The organism is Rhizobium sp. KNZ14-9A, from assembly GCF_056755015.1.
The window spans coordinates 69,625-85,413 of record NZ_JBPGXB010000002.1; the positions used below are offsets into that span (position 1 = coordinate 69,625).

Sequence of the window (15,789 nt, forward strand, 5' to 3'; positions counted from 1 at the left end):
CGGTAACGTACTTCCATCTTCCGCCCGCCACTCCATAGTTGGCGGGATGAGCAGGAGGCCGAAATTCCAATGCGTGGGAAAGGAGGCATTAATCGCAACAGTACCGAAACCGCACAGCGCGGGCTGTGGCGGCTCATGCTGAAATTGCCTGCCATGCGCGGCAGACTGCAGCTTCTCGCATCGAAATCCCATTCGCTCGACGATCTCTTTGAGGCTTATGAAGAAGCAAGCCTCGCTCTGGGGCGGCTGATGCGGCAGCCTGGAGACGAGCATTATCCGATGGTGACAGAATACGAAACCATCTGTGCCGAAATCGAATCCGACATCATTCAATATGTCCTGGAACACCGCCCTAGCGTGCCGGATTGAGGCGCTGACTCGCGTTAAAATCTATCGTCTACTGGTTTTGTTAGCATTTTCGGTTGCAACCTTCTGCTGTCTCGGCGATAAACATCTCTGTTATACTTTAGCCTAATCAGCGCGTACGGGGCGATCATGGGTGCTGAAGTACACGATACCAGGGCATGCGAAGTATCGTTGCCGGAGGCCAGGGCGGAACTCGAACGAATTCTGTCCGATCCCAGATTCCACGCCACGGAACGGCAACGGGCCATTCTCAGGTATCTTGCGGAAAGGCGTTTCGCCGGCTGCGAGGAGGGGGTTAAGGCCTATTCCATCGCACTAGACGTTCTCGGCCGAGCGAGCAATTTCGATGCATCCAACGATCCGATCGTGCGCATCGAGGTGAGCCGGCTGCGTTCGTCGGTCGAGAACTATTACGAAGCCTTCGGTGCCGAGCGTGATGTGACAATCCACATCCCCAAGGGAACGTATGTGACGCTTTTCCCCCGTTCGCATGTGCCTTACGAACAAGACGAGGAAAAGCTGGCGTTGGAAAGCGATCTGCCCGAGACGCCGGATGATGTTCCGGTTTCTCAAGTTGCGGAGAGCTCTGTTGCCGCTTCACCCTCAGGTCGGCCTCTGGCGATATATGCCAGCGGGGCGCTGCTGCTGTGCGTCGCGATTGTCGCCGGCGCTGTCGCCTATGCATCGAAGCCGTCCCTGACGGTCCGTCCTTCCGTTGCTCTTTCCATGGATGCAGTCGACAGCAGGCTGCAGGGCGAGGCTAGCCAGACGCGCGATATGCTGCTGACGGCGCTGACACAATTCCAGACGCTGACAGTGGCGAAGGCAGGTTATGCCGATAAGCGAAACCAGAAGGTCTCGGGGCGGGCCTATGAAATAGACATGAAATATTACGGCGACGGGGATATCAGGAGCGTCTGGTGGCAGATCGTTGACAGCCAGTCCGGCGACCTCCTGAAATCGGGGCTCGAAAAGATCGCCATCGATGGCAGGAGCCCGGCAGCGGCCCGTCAGGAGATCGTCGATGTTCTTGCTCGCCGCTTTGCAGCGACGCGGGGGGCGATCAATAATATCGAAACGCATGCCGGCAGTACGGAGTCGATCGGAAACGCCTGCGTCCTGCGTGCCGAATATCAGCTCGATGACGGCAGCTCGGACAATATGGCCGCGGTGCGCTCCTGCCTTGAACGGACGCTTGCCGCCGATCCGAGCAATTCCGATGCGAAGGCGCTGCTCGCACGTGTCCTCATCGCGCCGGAGGCCGCGGCCGGGGATGCCGCGGTGCGCGCCCGTGCTCTCGATTTGGCAAACCGCGCGGTTTCGCTCGCCCCAATGTCGGACCGCGCCTATGTGGCGCTGATGATGACGCAGTTCGCCGATGGGCGCATCGATGCGGCGCTGCAGGCCGGGAACCGGGCGATCTCGCTCAATCCGAGCAATCCGGATGCGGTGGCGAAACTTGCTTCCGTACTGTTTTCGGCCGGTTACTTCGACGCCGGTGTCGCCATGGCGCAGGATGCGGGGCGGGCCGTCGATATCGTGCCGCGTGATGCCATGCTCGTGCTTGCCCTGGATGCTTATCGCCGCGGTGATTGGTCGGAGGCCTCATTGCTTGCCGAACAGGTGAACTGCACCGATTTCGTCGTGCGGGCTTTACGGGTGGCCGCACTCGGTCAGCTCGGTTCCGACCAGGCGAAGGAGCGGCTTGCCGATGTGCGGGGCAGGGATCCGGATTTCGAGCGCACCTTGCGTTGGAAGCTCGAGGCAAGGCGCTTCCAGCCATTACTTTCGGCAGAGATCGTAGCAGGACTGACAAAGGCGGGGGCCGTATTCGCGCTCAACGACGTCACCGGAGCCGTGAACCCGTAAATGGGATTAGCTGCTCGCTTCCGTTCTCTGCAAAGCTCTCCTGCAACCTGGTGGGCCGATGCGACGAGAACATTCGAAGCGTTTTTCCTTTCGGCTTCCGAGGCAGAAGCGTCGCAATATCCCGAAAACGACAGGCCCGTTTACAGCGGCGTTTACGGCGCGGTTTACCGTAACGTACTTCCGCGTAGAGCCGGAGATGTATCCTATCGCCACAGGGGCGATTAAATTCGTGGGTCAGCAGAGGGATATTGGATGCGAACCACCATGCTATTGCTTTCCGCGGCCATTCTGGCCGCTCCCGCAGTCGTGAAGGCTGCGGATATTGCTCCCGTTCTCGCTCCACAGCCGCTGCCGGATGATCCTGACAAATGGACCTTTTCGATCTCGCCCTATTTCTGGGCCGCCGGGATCACGGGCGACACCGGTGTTTTCGGCCTTCCGGAGGTTCATGTCGACGAGAGTTTCGGCGATATTCTCTCGGATATCGATTTCGGCTTCATGGCAGCGGGTGACGCCCGTTATGACCGTTTCAGCATCGTGACCGATATTATCTATGCCCGCATAACGACGGACTCGGCCACGCCGCGCGGCATATTCGCCGACGAGGTCGACCTGAAAACGGAAACCTTCACGGCGATGATCGGTGCGGGTTACTCGGTGACAGACGAGCCCCAGGGCCGCCTCGATGTGATCGGCGGCGTGAAGATCTGGTATACCGAAACGACGATTTCCTTTTCCGGCGGCCCGCTGGGCGGCGTGTCAGGCACTGACGATGCCACTTGGGTCGATGCCATGGCCGGCGTCAGGGGGATGTATTCGATCACGCCTTCGATCTATTTTACCGGGTGGGGTCTGATCGGCGCCGGCGGTGCCGATCTCGACTGGGATGTCATGGCGGCTATCGGCTACAAATGGAATGACACCATTTCCGCCGTTGCCGGCTATCGTGCTCTCGGCGTGAACTATAGTGACGATACCCTGACCAACGATATCGTCGAGCATGGCCCGATCCTGGGCGTCGTCTTTCATTTCTGAGATTGCGCGAGGGCGCTCGCGGCAATCACCCGACCGAGCGCTTTTTCACTGATCGAAAGCGAAGATCTTTTTCCAGTCGTTCTTCATGTCGACCACCAGCCAGTTGCGGCGCTCGGCCTCGTTGAGTGCCTTATCCAGCTTCCCGAAGGCTGAATCCCTATCATAGGCGTATTCCCGCGCGGCGTCGGTATGGTGGACCAGCATGGCGAAGCCCGGACCTTTGCCTGCCGTCGTCCAGCGCATCATCTCGTAGTCGCCATCCGAATTGCCGGCGACGAAGATCGGCCTGAGGCCAATGAACTTGTTGATGCCCACCGGCTTGCCTGGACCATCGTCGACAAAGTCGATCTTCGGCAGGCGTCTGAGAACCGGAACGTCGCCGACCAGATCATATTCGGAGGCAATCGTACTGCCGACGACCTGTTCGGGCGGGATGCCGTAGATCTTTTCCGTCACCGGACGCATGAATTCCACGCCGCCGCCCGAGACGATATAGGTGCGAAAGCTGTTAGCGCGCAGATAGTCCAGCAGTTCGCGCATCGGCAGGTAGGTCATCTCGGTATAGGGCTTGCCGGTCTTCGGATGTTTCGATGCCGCAAACCAGTCGGTGACGATCGTGTTGAATTCGTCCGTGGTCGTGTTGGCATGCGTCACCATCACGAGGTCCACCATGCCCTTTTCACCACCTCTTGCGACGCCTTTCAGGTCGCCGCCGAGAACGCTCTTGAAGGGCTCTCTGGTCTTCCATTCGGGATGCTGTGGCGCGAGCGTCTTGACCCGGTCGAGCACAAAGCCGAGCTGCGCGTAGTAGGGCTGCTCGGACCAAAGCGTGCCGTCATTGTCGAAGACGGCGATGCGGTTCAAAGGCGCGACATAGCGCTCACCACCCTCCGTGACGGTTGCCTTGACGAAATCCGTGATGCGGCTCTTGGCGGACGTGTCATTCCACGAAGGCAGCGGCTCCTGCGCGAGGACCGGGTTCCACGATGCCGCGATCAGAAGGATGAGAGCGACGACGAGGGAGGCAAGGCTTGCGTCAATGGTTTGAGTGGATCGTCTCATGGACGTCCTCCGGTGGCGCTGAAACGCGTTTGATGCAGCGGAAGCCGAGATGGCTCGTCGATGTATCCTCCGGTTCGGCATGGCGGGCTGCCGGGCGATAGCGACGGCAGTAATTCGGTGCACAAAGATGCGAGCCGCCCTTCAGCACACGGCGCGGAATGCGGATGCTGGGTTGGCGGGGATCGTAACTCGCCTCCACGCCGCCGCCGCGCGGATTGCTTGGAATGCAGCAGGCTTTTGCAGCGGGTTCCGTGTGGCGGTCGGACCAGTAGTCGGTGGTCCATTCCCAGACATTGCCGATCATGTCGTAGAGGCCGTAGCCGTTCGGCGGAAAGCTGCGAACGGGCGAAGTCCGCTCATGGCCTTTCGGTTTCGTGGATGTCACGGGGAAGGTTCCCTGCCAGGTGTTGGCCATGGGGGTGCCGCCGGGCATCAGCTCGTTGCCCCAGGCGAATTCGGTATCGTCCAGGCCGCCGCGAGCTGCAAGCTCCCATTCCGCTTCACTCGGCAGGTCAAGGCCTGCCCAGTCCGCATAGGCCTTGGCATCGCACCAGGCGACATGAACGACGGGGTGGTCGAGCTTGCCGCGCAGGTCGCTCAGGCCACCGAGCGGCCTGCGCCAGTTCGCACCGAACTTGAAGGTCCACCACTGGGTGATATCAGACCCACTGACCGTCTTCGGCTGGAAAAAGACAAGCGATCCGGCGCGCAGCATCTCTGGCCTGGCGCCGGGGTAGTCCCTTGCCTCGGGCGTCTTTTCGGCGAAGGTGATATAGCCGGTCGCCTTGACGAACTCCGTGAACCTGCGGTTCGTGACCGGGATTTCGTCGATCCAGAAGCCATTGACCTTCACGGGATGTGCGGGCGCTTCCTCCGGGTAGTGGTCGTTCGAACCCATCGTGAAGGTCCGGCCGGGAATCCAGACCATGCCTTCGGGTGTCGCTCCCGAAGCCTGCCCATCGTCGAATGCCAACGCCATCGTCACCTCCGGAGTCTGAGCTTGAAGTTTCGCGCTTAAGCGGGGGAGACGGAAGTACGTTACCGTAAACGCGCTCGCGCGCGAGGTAATGGCTGGCGTAAATTTACGGTAACGTACTTGTTTGCGAGGGTGAGCCTGTGTCTTCTCGTGCCGCATGGGTATCGGACGGATATTATGAGCCGGATCAGGTTGGCGTCTTGCCTGCTGGCGCTTTTGCACGGGCTGTTCGGCATGATCGGCTCGGCTGCGGCGCAGGAGTCCGACAGCGATCTTGCCAAGAAGCTCACCAATCCGGTCGCTTCGCTGATCAGCGTCCCCTTCCAGTTCAACTATGACCGCGGTTTCGGCCCGGAAGACGGCAATCGCGAGACGCTGAATATTCAGCCGGTCATTCCGTTTTCCATCAATGAGGACTGGAACATCATTTCGCGCACCATTCTGCCTGTCATATGGCAGGACGATATTGCTGGCTCCTCCGGGCATCAGTTCGGTATCGGCGATATCACGCAGAGCTTCTTCTTCTCTCCCAAGCAGCCCGGACCGGGTGGACTCATCTGGGGTGTTGGCCCGGTCTTTCTCATTCCGACAGCGACGGACGAATTGCTGGGGGCCGGGAAATGGGGCGCGGGTCCGACCGCGGTGCTGTTGAAACAGGACGGTCCCTGGACTTATGGCATTCTCGCCAACCATATCTGGTCCTTCGCGGGACAGAGCGACAGGGCGGATGTGAGCTCGACCTTCCTGCAGCCCTTCCTCTCCTACACGACAAAGGATGCCTGGACCTTCACGCTCAACACCGAGAGCACCTATGACTGGGAAGCCAACCAGTGGTCCGTACCGATCAATCTGCAGGCTTCGAAGCTTCTGAAATTCGGCCAGCAGCCAGTCAGCCTGTCCGCCGGCGTTCGCTACTGGGCGGATGCGCCCGACAATGGGGCCGAAGGCTGGGCCTTTCGCGTCGGCATGACATTCCTGTTTCCGAAATAGAAACCGGGTGGGCCGTCAGGCTGGCGATCTTTCATCGGCCGTGATCGGGTTGAGCGGCGGCAGCGCCGATCGTTTTTTCTCGTCGCTCACAGCACCGTGCAGGACAAGGGCCTTGGCGATTGCGGTCCTGTCGATATCCGTACCCACTTGTGCCGCAAAAAGCCTGCGTTCCAGAAGTTCGATCTGCTGCTTGAGGTCGGCAGAGCCCTCTCTTGCCAGCCAATCGGCGATAGTTCGGTACCCGAGTTCCGAGGCCCAGGCCTGCAGGGCCGCATAGATTGCGGTTTCGCTGCCGGTCCTGATGGTCTGCGTTATTTGGCGAAGGTGATGGGAGCGGGAACCGTCTCTGAGATCCCGATGTTTCGAGCGCCATGCGGCGAAACTGGGTGCGAGCCAGCGGACAATGAGGACGGCAGCCGCCAATGCGACGGCGATTGCGGCGATGAGCCAGATGCTGCGCGGGCGCGACGAGGGGTTCTCTTCCTGTGAAAGCTGTGGAGCGATCGCCTCTTTGACCGCTGCAGCGCCGACCGTGACTTTCACATCGGGAAGTGTCGCGGTTTTCTGCGTTTTGCTGTCGACATCGAACCACGGGTAGGAAACCGCGGGTATGTCGAATGTTCCGGCGGTGGCGGTGGTATAGACAATGGTTTCGGTGTGTCTGCTGGCCGTTTCCCTGTTCATATCTATGCCGTCTTCTATCTTCGGCGGCTTCACATATTGCTGCAGCCCGGATGCGGGACCGATGTCTACCGGCGGCATCATCATTGCCTGTGTGTCCAGAGCCGTGACGGTGATGGTCCGCGAAAGCGCATCGCCTGCCTTCAGCCTGGACGGATCACGATCGAAGGATTGTTCGATCGTCAAACCATGCGCCGCAAATACCGGCTGGTCCGGGAGGGAGTCGCCACCGACCGTGAAAGAAATACCCGGGATGGTGACGGTTGCCTTTGTCGGCTTTCCTTCCACGGCATAGCCAAGCTCGATCGGGATATCCGGCAGGGTAAAGAGGCCGGATACTTCCGGCACGATCGCATAACTGCGGCGGATGCCGGAATATTGCACGCCGTCGATGGTCTGCGTCAGGTTGAAGCTGCGCTCCTCCGGCAGGGTGACCATTGCGTTCGGAACATCGAATAGGGGAAACTGCGGCGGCGAGGTGAAGAAGTCGGGTACGAAGACATCGACCGTCAGGCGCATCTGCTGCCCCGGCACGATCTCGCCGTTGCCTTCGATCGCCGCCCGCGCAAACGGTTCGGCGGCGAGCGCACTCCCCGATATCACCAGCCAAAACAACAGGCCAAAGCGCATCATTGCTTTTGCTCCTGCGCTTCCATTGCGAACTTGCGCGCCATCAGGTCGGCCGGGCTCGTCTGAATGTTCTTCATCCACATCTCCGAGGTCTGTTCGGCGATGCTGATCTGCCCTTCCTTGCCTTTTTTTCCCTTGTCGTCGAACTGGACGCTGTCGGGCTTCTCGTTCGGCTCCTGCGGCTGCTCTTCTTCCTTCTCCTGTTGGGCCTTTAGTAGCCTTTCTGCGATGACGAGATCGGCCTCAGCGTCCGGCCAGTCCTTCTGTTTTTCGATCGCCTTCTGGTAAGCCGCGACGGCCTCTTCGAATTTGCCGAGATGCAGGAGTGTATTTCCCTGATTGTACCAGCTCTCGGCCGTATCGACGGCTGCGAAGGCGTCGAGCGCATCCTGAAAATGGCCAGCCCGGTAAAGCGCGACGCCTTTCCACATGGGATCCCTGAAATGGCCGGCAGCCCTCTCGAAATCGTCCTGTTCGAAAGCCAGTCGCCCCTGCTGGTTCGGCGTCAGCCACAGATCCATGAAGTCAGCCGCCTCCGCCGGAGACGGCGTCAGCAATCGGATAGCGAGGAACAGAGCGCCGACCCTGATCACCCAGCCGCGTCGGAAGGAGAAGGCGAGCAACAAGGCGACCGGACCAACCAGCCACCAGCCGGCATCCCGCCAGCGATTGCCTTCGGAAGCCTGCGCATCGGCAAAATTCGTGCTGATGCGCTGGCTGATCCAGCGCACGTCCGTATCGTCATCCGTGATCGTTGCGACATCTGCCTCCGTCGCCGACTGTACCTGCTTCAGGGCCTCGACATCGAGTTTGGGCAGGAGGCGCCCGCCGCCCGCACCTGTCAGAAAGCTGCCGTCGGCCGTCTTGACCGGACCGCCCTCGGCAGTTCCTATGCCGAGAATGACGACGCTATTGGCATTTGCGGCCTTCAGTGCATCCAGTGCCGCCGGTTCGATACCATCGGTCAGAAACAGGATCGTGCCAGCCATGCCCTCGGTCTTGAAAAGGTTGTTCGACAGCGAAAGCGCAGCTGACGTGTCCTTGCCGGGCTTGGGCATGATCCGCGTCGCCAAGGCATCCGAGTAGCTCTCGATCAAGGAGGCATCTTCTGTCAGCGGTACTACGAGGTGGGCGCTGCCGGCATAGGCGACGACTGCGGTTTTCGCCCCGGGTCGCGCGGCAAGGATATCGCGGATCTTGAGCTTTGCGCGTTCGATGCGGCTGGGGCTGATATCGATCGCATCCATGGTCGGCGAAAGATCGACGGCGATGACGAGAGGCGCTGTATCCTCGACAAAGGGCGGGGCCTCGCGCTGCCATGTCGGGCCTGCTGCGGCGATTGTGCCCAAAGCGATCAGACCGGCGAGCAGCCATGCCGGATTGATCCGGCCATGACCGACAGGCTCGACGATCAGCTTGTCGAGGAGATGCGGCGCGATCATGCCCTTCCAACGGTCGCGAATATCGTCTGAGCGCGCTGCTAGCCAGAGGATGAGCGGCGGAACGAATAGCGCCAGCAACCACCATGGCCGCAGGAAATGCAGATCCGTGATCATGCCACAGTCCTCCTGCGGATCAGGCCGTAAGCGCCTGCAAAAAGGTGATAGAGGGCGAGAATGACGATCGCGGCGCCAAGCGGCCAATGGAACAGTTCGATACGCGGGCGCCAGGACAGTACCTTCTGTTCATCAGGCGTGATCTGGTCGAGAACGTCATATATCGCCTCGAGCTGGTTCTGGTCGCCGCCGAAGAAATAACGGCCGCCAGTATCTGCGGCAATCTTCTGCAATGTGCTCGTATCCAGCTTGTCCTCGCCTGTCGCGGCGGGATCACCGATGCCGATCGCATGGATGATGATGTTATTCCTGCCGGCGATCTCTGCCGCCTTCAGCGGCGGCATCTTGCTTGCCGTATCATTGCCGTCGGTCAGCAGAATCAGGACTTTTTCCGGGACTGTGGTCTTTTCGAACATTCTAAGCGCGAGGCCGATCGAATCCCCAAGCGATGTGCGCGGGCCGGCAATGCCGGGCAGCAATCCGTTGATCATCATCCGTACGAGATCATGGTCCATGGTGAAGGGCGCAAGCGGGTAGGGCGCATCGCCGAAAGCGATCAGGCCTAGCCGGTCGTTCGGTCGTTTCGTGACGAAATCGGCGACCACGGTTCGTACGGCGTCGACGCGCGCTCTCAGACTGCCGTCGGGTACCGGGAAATCACGTGTCTCCATCGATTGCGAGAGGTCGAGCGCCAAGAGGATATCGCGCTGCGGCTCTACCTTTTCGAGCGGTGGCTCGACGAATTGTGGCCGGGCGAGCGCCAGCACGACAAGGCACCAGGCGAGGCCCTCGACGATCGTCTGGTGCCATGCTCGCTTCGGCACGACGGAACCCTCTGTCGGATGAACGCCGGCGGCGCGTGTTACTTGATCGAAAAACGGCAGACGGATCGATGCCGATGTCTCCCGGTGCGGTGGCAGCAACCACCAGATCAGCAGGGGAAGTGGAAGCAGCAGAAGCAGCCATGGATGCTCAAGCTGATACATGGTGCCTCCTGATCCACCGTCTCGAATTGAGTATGAGCTCATTGGCGCTATCAGGGGGAAGAGCGGCGATGGCTGCACTGTCGTGATACTCGAGATCATCGAGCAGGCGGGTCAGCGCCTTGTACGCTCCGCGGCTGTCCATGCGCTGCAGCCACGCCTGACCGGTGAGGGCTGCGACATCACTCCTTGGCCATGCCGCGAGTGCCGTGCGCTTCAAGAGTTCCGACAGTTCGTGGACACCCTTTTCCCGGCTCGACGGACTGCGAATGTCGGCTTCGATGCCATCAAGCAATCGCAGAGCTTCCCGCCGGTAGGCATTGCGGCGATATCGCCTGAGCCAGACAAGGAGGGCCGCCAGCACTGCAATGCCGAGCAAGACAGCAAGTGCAGCCCAGCCCCAGGTCTGAGGCAGCCAGGAGACATGCGGCGGAACCGCAATGTCGTGTAAAGAGCGGAGTGCCGTTTCGGTCATCGGATCGAGCTGGATTTTCGGCTCCATCAGCGCCTCCGCTGCCGCCAGGCGGATTGCTCGAGCAGGCGGCGAAGCTGCGGCGCCGTCTCCTCGGCAGTGGAGACGGGCAGCATGGGCAGGCCAAGTTCGCGTTGCCATGCCCGCAATTCGCGGCCGCGATTGCGGGCGAAGGTGTCGATGGATTTGCGCACGCCGGCCTGGCTGAGCGACAGTTCCGCCTGCAATCCTCCGCCGCTGACGACGATATCGGCGGATTTGGGAAGCTCCAGGAGAAAGGGATCGTAGATCAGCAGACAGATCACGTCATTGCGAGCCGAGAGTGCCAGCAGCAGATCGCGCGTCGTCACGCCGTGCCCGCCGAAATCGCTGATGATCACGATGAGATGATCGTGATGGGCGATACCCGCTACGCGCTGCAGCACTTCATCCAGCGAGGCCGGAGAGGGCGCGCCCGCAAAGCCGGCGTTTAACGCCGCGTTCTTGGCGGCAATCTTGTCGGCAAGCGCGATGATGGCATTGCGGCTCCGATGTGGCTTCACCTCCTCTATATCGCCATCGCCAAAGATGAAGCCGCCCACCCGGTCGCCCGATCCAAGAATGCGCCAGGCGCAGAGCATGGCGGCCTCGGCGGCGGTGACGGATTTCATGGCGCGGCGGCTGCCGAAGAACATGCTGATCCGCTGGTCGACCACCAGGATGGCCGGCCGCTCCTTCTCCTCACCATAGATGCGGACGACCGGCCTGCTCGTACGCGCCGTCACCCGCCAATCGATGGAACGGATATCGTCGCCCGGTAGGTAATCCCGCAATTCCTCGAAGATCAGGCCGCGGCCGCGCAGCGCCGATTGCATGCGGCCGGCGAGCTGCTGGTGGCTTCTTGCCTTCTGGACGAAGGTCAGGTTGCGGGCGCGGCCCTCGAGAGCGACGAGCTCTTCCGTCGTGACGTAGACGCCATCGTTGCTGAGGGCCGCGCCACTCATGAGACCGCGACCAGTTCGGTGACGCGGGCGATGACCTGATCGGCGGTGGTATTGGCGGCGTGTGCCTCGTAGGACAGGATAAGGCGATGGCGAAAGACATCGTTGACGATGGCCTTCACATCGTCGGGGGTCACGTAATCGCGGCCTTTCAGCCATGCGTAGGCGCGTGAAACCTTGTCGAGGCCGATGACGCCCCGCGGGCTGACGCCGACCTGCAGGAGTTTTGCCAGGTCCTTGTCGTATCGGTCGGGATAGCGCGTGGCTAAGACGAGGGCGACCATGTATTTCTCGACCGGTTCGGAGACCGTCACCGCGCCGATTTCCTTGCGGGCATCGAATACCGCCTGCGGGTTCAGGCGCTCCGTGGCCGGCGCGGAACCTTTGGTGTGGGCAGCGTTCTCCTCGTCTCGGTTGAGCCGCATGATCGCGGCTTCCGATGCCCCGTCAGGATAGGTGACCTCGACATGCATGAGGAAGCGATCGAGCTGCGCCTCGGGCAGGGGATAGGTGCCTTCCTGCTCGATCGGGTTCTGTGTCGCCATGACCATGAAGAGATCAGGCAACGGATAGCTCTTGCCGCCGACGGTAACCTGCCGCTCTTCCATCGCCTCCAGCAGGGCCGATTGTACCTTGGCCGGTGCGCGGTTGATCTCGTCGGCAAGGATGAGATTGGCGAAGATCGGCCCCTCTTGAAACTTGAACTCACCCTTGCCGCCTTCAGAGAAATAGATCTCCGATCCGGTGATATCGGCGGGCAGCAGGTCCGGCGTGAACTGGACACGAGAAAGCTCTGAATCGAGGTTTTTTGCCAGGCTCTTGATCGCCCGCGTCTTGGCAAGGCCTGGCAGGCCCTCGACCAGCAGATGGCCATTGGCGAGCAGCCCGAGCAGCAGCCGTTCGACCATCGTCTCCTGTCCGATGATCGATTGGCTGATACGCTTGCCGAGATCCAGGATGTCGTCACGTGCCGTCATATGCGCTCCGCGTGAGTTCGAATTGCAGGCGCGATAGAATTTGCCACGCCTGCGGTCTTTCGCCAGGCGATGCTATTGGGCGCCAGCTGGGCTCTGCTCGAGCGATCGCATCAGCGCCTCAACCATCTGGTCGACGCTGAAGCTCGCCGAACGTTGGCTTGGCGGGAATTCGCGGAAGGTCTGGAGGAATGGCGCAACACGCCAGACGCCGTACTGGATGAGATAAGCATTCTTCGCCAGCCAGTCGTAATACTGGTCGGAGACGACATCGGCTCGCTCGTACGGGTCCATCCGCAGATTGAAGACCTTCGGTGCGCGCAGGCATACGAAGGGATTGGCCCATACCACGAAGCCACCCGGCTCCCGCTGTTCGCAGAAGACGATCTTCCAGTTGTTGTAGCGATAGGCGACGAGCTGTCCGTCGTCGTTGAAGTAGTAGAAGTCTTGACGGTTCGATTTCTCTTGCTGGTCCGTGAGATAGGGAAGCTGGTTATAGCCGTCGAGATGGACCTTGAATTGGTTGCCGCCGATCGTCGTGCCTTTTACCAGCTTGTCCTTGATGTCTGGGTCGCCGGCCGCGGCAAGCAGCGTCGGGAACCAGTCGAGGCCTGATATCATCTGGTTGGAGACCTCGCCGGCCTTGATATGGCCCGGCCAGCGCACCAGGGCGGGAACGCGGAACGCGCCTTCCCAGTTGGTATCCTTCTCGCTTCGGAACGCCGTGGGAGCGGCATCCGGCCAGGACCATTGGTTAGGCCCGTTGTCAGTCGTATAGACCACGATCGTATTGTCGGCGATGCCGAGATCATCGAGGGCTTTCAAGAGCTTGCCGACGTCGCCGTCATGCTCGATCATGCCATCGGCATATTCGTTGCCGGTCATCCCGCTCTGGCCCTGCATCGACGCACGCACGTGCGTGAAGGCATGCATGCGGGTCGTGTTCATCCAGGTGAAGAAGGGTTTGCCCGCCTTCGCCTGCCTGTCCATGAAATCGATCGCCGCGGCCGTCGTCTCATCGTCGATGGTTTCCATGCGCTTGGTGTTAAGCGCACCGGTATCCTCGATCTTTCCGTCTGCCGTTGCCTTCAGCACGCCGCGCGGTGAGCTGGTGCGAACGAACTCCTCATCGTCTTTCGGATAATAGGGACGTTCCGGCTCCTCTTCGGCATTCAGGTGATAGAGGTTGCCGTAGAACTCATCGAAACCATGCTTGGTCGGCAGGAATTCGTCGCGGTCGCCAAGGTGGTTCTTGCCAAACTGGCCCGTCGAATAACCGAGCGGTTTGAGGGCCTGGGCAATGGTGATGTCACGCGGCTGCAGGCCGACGGTTGCGCCGGGAATGCCGACCTTGCAGAGACCGGTGCGCAGGCAGACCTGGCCGGTTATGAACGTGGAGCGGCCCGCCGTGCAGCTATTCTCGGCATAGTAGTCCGTGAACATCAGGCCTTCCTTGGCGATGCGATCGATGTTGGGCGTGCGGTAGCCCATGACGCCGAAGGAATAGGCGCTGATATTCGTCTGGCCGACGTCATCACCGAAGATGACGAGGATATTCGGCTTGTCGGGCGTCGCTGGCGCTGCCGTTGCGGCAGGAACCGCCTCCTGAGCGTAGGCCATCGAAACGAAGGGTGCAGCGGCGAGGCTCATTGCGACAGCTGCCGTTGCCGAAAGAAGTCTCCCGGAGAGTGTCGTGGCCATCACGTCCTCCCCTTCGCAAGGTCGTTCAACATTCCGCTCTCCTTGGTGTCGGGCAGGGATGACCCCGCCGGAACTGGATCGTCGCCATTCGACCGGGAGAGACTTCTACTTTGAGGTCGTTTGCGGAAGTACGTTACCGTAAATGCCGGTGTTGCGAGACGTAACCGCCCACGTAAATCGCGCTCGTTACTGCGTCAGCGGCTTCGATTGCGGGTCGGCGCGAAGTGTATCTTCGACTTCGACTGGTTTTGCAGCGGCCGGCAGAGGCTGTCCGATGATCGTCAGCGGTGCTGCGACTGCCGTGCCGGCGACCTTACCCACTGTTTGCACCGTGCCTCCTACGACGGCGGCAACGCCCTCGCCGAGGGTGATGTTGGAGTCCGTCAGGGGCTGGCCAGTCATCAGCCGCTGGCCGATCAGCTGGACGATTTCGGGGCTTTCGGCAAATTTGCCGTGATTGAGCTTGTCACCGGTGTCGACCTTTGTCAGATCGATGGCCGTAATGCCGGCCTCCTCCAGCCTGCTGCGATAGGGTTCCTTGGACGGGTCGATGGCGCCCAGCCGGGATACTTTTCCGGTGATTAAGCTCGAAACTGCCAAAGCCCGATCGTCCTGCGAAACGAAGATCGTGAATTTCGGATGGGGCGTACCCATTTCCACGAACTGCTTGGCGAAAACCTGTATATCGATATCGGGCGAGGCAAGAATGACATCGCGGATCTTGGTGTTCACATGCCCGTCACGGATGCCCATCTGGCGCAGAGATTCCATGGCGAGCCAGGTTCCCATGGAATGGGCAAGAATAGTGATATCCTTGACGCTCGGATCCTGCGCGAGGATTCGCAGCGCCTGTTCGAGTGCCGTGCGCGAATAGTTCGTGCTTTCCTTGTCGTATTCATAGGCCGTCAGCTTTGCACGCGAAGGCCAGGTGAAAAGGACCGGCGTCGCCTTCATGCCGCTGTCGTGGACGATCTGGGCGAGGCGGAAGACGGAATCCTCATAGGTATTGTTGAACCCGTGTATGAAAACGAGTGCGTGGCCATCAACGAGATGCTGTTGGAACCACGCACGCCCTTCCGCCCGCGTCTCGAGCTGCTCGACCCGCGTGACGGCGAAATCAGTCGCCGGGTTTGGCGGCAGCTTTTCGGGCCACTGTACGGTGCCAGCCGCGCGCTTCGGCGGAATGGAAATTGCGATATCCGTCAGGTAGGGCTTCGGACTGCGTTCCCCATTGAAAAGCGTCGCAGGATTTGCGGAAGGCTGACGAGTGGTCGCCACCAGCATCTCGACCTGCGAGGTTTTCGGAGTATTGGCCGTGAGGGCGACAGGGGTCAACACCCCGGTAGGATGGCCGCAGCTTGCCAGCACGGAAAGTGCGGCAAGGAGAATGCGTCGCAGCATGATCACTTCCTGGTTCAACAGTCCGGCACTCTAGGCCACGCTACAGCGCGGATGGAAGTAAGTTACCGTAAATGCGGGTGTTAATACGAATGTTTAAGCAGCCTCGGCAGCGA

At 60.5% G+C, this 15,789-nt stretch carries 14 protein-coding genes; 4 read left to right on the forward strand and 10 right to left on the reverse strand.

Annotated features, from left to right (window positions below):
- Window positions 1-69: 69 nt before the first annotated feature.
- From ACR9ZQ_RS06425 to ACR9ZQ_RS06435, 3 genes are all read left to right on the forward strand, one after another.
- On the forward strand, window positions 70-369 hold the full coding sequence (locus tag ACR9ZQ_RS06425) for a hypothetical protein (protein WP_113322702.1): 300 nt from the start codon (window positions 70-72) through the stop codon (window positions 367-369).
- Between the two features lie 126 nt (window positions 370-495).
- Entirely contained in the window at window positions 496-2,235 is a 1,740-nt protein-coding gene (locus ACR9ZQ_RS06430; protein WP_481427338.1) for a hypothetical protein, read from the forward strand.
- Between the two features lie 252 nt (window positions 2,236-2,487).
- Window positions 2,488-3,270, forward strand: coding sequence for a hypothetical protein (locus tag ACR9ZQ_RS06435; RefSeq protein WP_481427339.1), 783 nt, complete (start codon window positions 2,488-2,490; stop codon window positions 3,268-3,270).
- Between the two features lie 45 nt (window positions 3,271-3,315).
- Here ACR9ZQ_RS06435 and ACR9ZQ_RS06440 read toward each other — a convergent pair whose 3' ends face one another.
- Window positions 3,316-4,332: an HAD family hydrolase gene (locus ACR9ZQ_RS06440; protein WP_481427340.1), complete on the reverse strand. Its 1,017-nt coding sequence runs from the start codon at window positions 4,330-4,332 to the stop codon at window positions 3,316-3,318.
- Window positions 4,307-5,311 carry a formylglycine-generating enzyme family protein gene (locus ACR9ZQ_RS06445; RefSeq protein ID WP_113322695.1) on the reverse strand — a complete coding sequence of 335 codons (1,005 nt, stop codon included), beginning with the start codon at window positions 5,309-5,311 and terminating at the stop codon, window positions 4,307-4,309. Before ACR9ZQ_RS06445 ends, ACR9ZQ_RS06440 begins: the two co-directional genes overlap by 26 nt.
- 231 nt (window positions 5,312-5,542) lie before the next feature.
- Here ACR9ZQ_RS06445 and ACR9ZQ_RS06450 point away from each other — a divergent pair, with 231 nt between their 5' ends.
- Window positions 5,543-6,298, forward strand: coding sequence for a transporter (locus ACR9ZQ_RS06450; RefSeq protein ID WP_405049746.1), 756 nt, complete (start codon window positions 5,543-5,545; stop codon window positions 6,296-6,298).
- Window positions 6,299-6,313: 15 nt separating this feature from the next.
- Here the strand turns inward: ACR9ZQ_RS06450 and ACR9ZQ_RS06455 are convergent, their stop codons facing one another.
- From ACR9ZQ_RS06455 to ACR9ZQ_RS06490, 8 genes are all read right to left on the reverse strand, one after another.
- Window positions 6,314-7,612, reverse strand: coding sequence for a hypothetical protein (locus ACR9ZQ_RS06455; RefSeq protein WP_310386096.1), 1,299 nt, complete (start codon window positions 7,610-7,612; stop codon window positions 6,314-6,316).
- Entirely contained in the window at window positions 7,609-9,165 is a 1,557-nt protein-coding gene (locus ACR9ZQ_RS06460) for a VWA domain-containing protein (protein WP_481427341.1), read from the reverse strand. The genes ACR9ZQ_RS06455 and ACR9ZQ_RS06460 overlap by 4 nt, the downstream gene beginning before the upstream one ends.
- On the reverse strand, window positions 9,162-10,151 hold the full coding sequence (locus ACR9ZQ_RS06465; RefSeq protein ID WP_310386092.1) for a vWA domain-containing protein: 990 nt from the start codon (window positions 10,149-10,151) through the stop codon (window positions 9,162-9,164). Before ACR9ZQ_RS06465 ends, ACR9ZQ_RS06460 begins: the two co-directional genes overlap by 4 nt.
- On the reverse strand, window positions 10,138-10,650 hold the full coding sequence (locus ACR9ZQ_RS06470) for a DUF4381 domain-containing protein (protein ID WP_310386090.1): 513 nt from the start codon (window positions 10,648-10,650) through the stop codon (window positions 10,138-10,140). Before ACR9ZQ_RS06470 ends, ACR9ZQ_RS06465 begins: the two co-directional genes overlap by 14 nt.
- Window positions 10,650-11,603 (reverse strand): DUF58 domain-containing protein, encoded by a 954-nt coding sequence (locus ACR9ZQ_RS06475; protein ID WP_481427342.1) that lies wholly within the window; start codon window positions 11,601-11,603, stop codon window positions 10,650-10,652. The genes ACR9ZQ_RS06470 and ACR9ZQ_RS06475 overlap by 1 nt, the downstream gene beginning before the upstream one ends.
- Entirely contained in the window at window positions 11,600-12,577 is a 978-nt protein-coding gene (locus tag ACR9ZQ_RS06480; RefSeq protein ID WP_481427343.1) for an AAA family ATPase, read from the reverse strand. Before ACR9ZQ_RS06480 ends, ACR9ZQ_RS06475 begins: the two co-directional genes overlap by 4 nt.
- A gap of 72 nt (window positions 12,578-12,649) precedes the next feature.
- Window positions 12,650-14,275, reverse strand: coding sequence for an arylsulfatase (locus ACR9ZQ_RS06485; protein ID WP_481427344.1), 1,626 nt, complete (start codon window positions 14,273-14,275; stop codon window positions 12,650-12,652).
- Window positions 14,276-14,461: 186 nt separating this feature from the next.
- Complete coding sequence (locus ACR9ZQ_RS06490) at window positions 14,462-15,676, reverse strand: alpha/beta hydrolase (RefSeq protein WP_481427345.1); 1,215 nt, start codon at window positions 15,674-15,676, stop codon at window positions 14,462-14,464.
- Window positions 15,677-15,789: the final 113 nt, after the last annotated feature.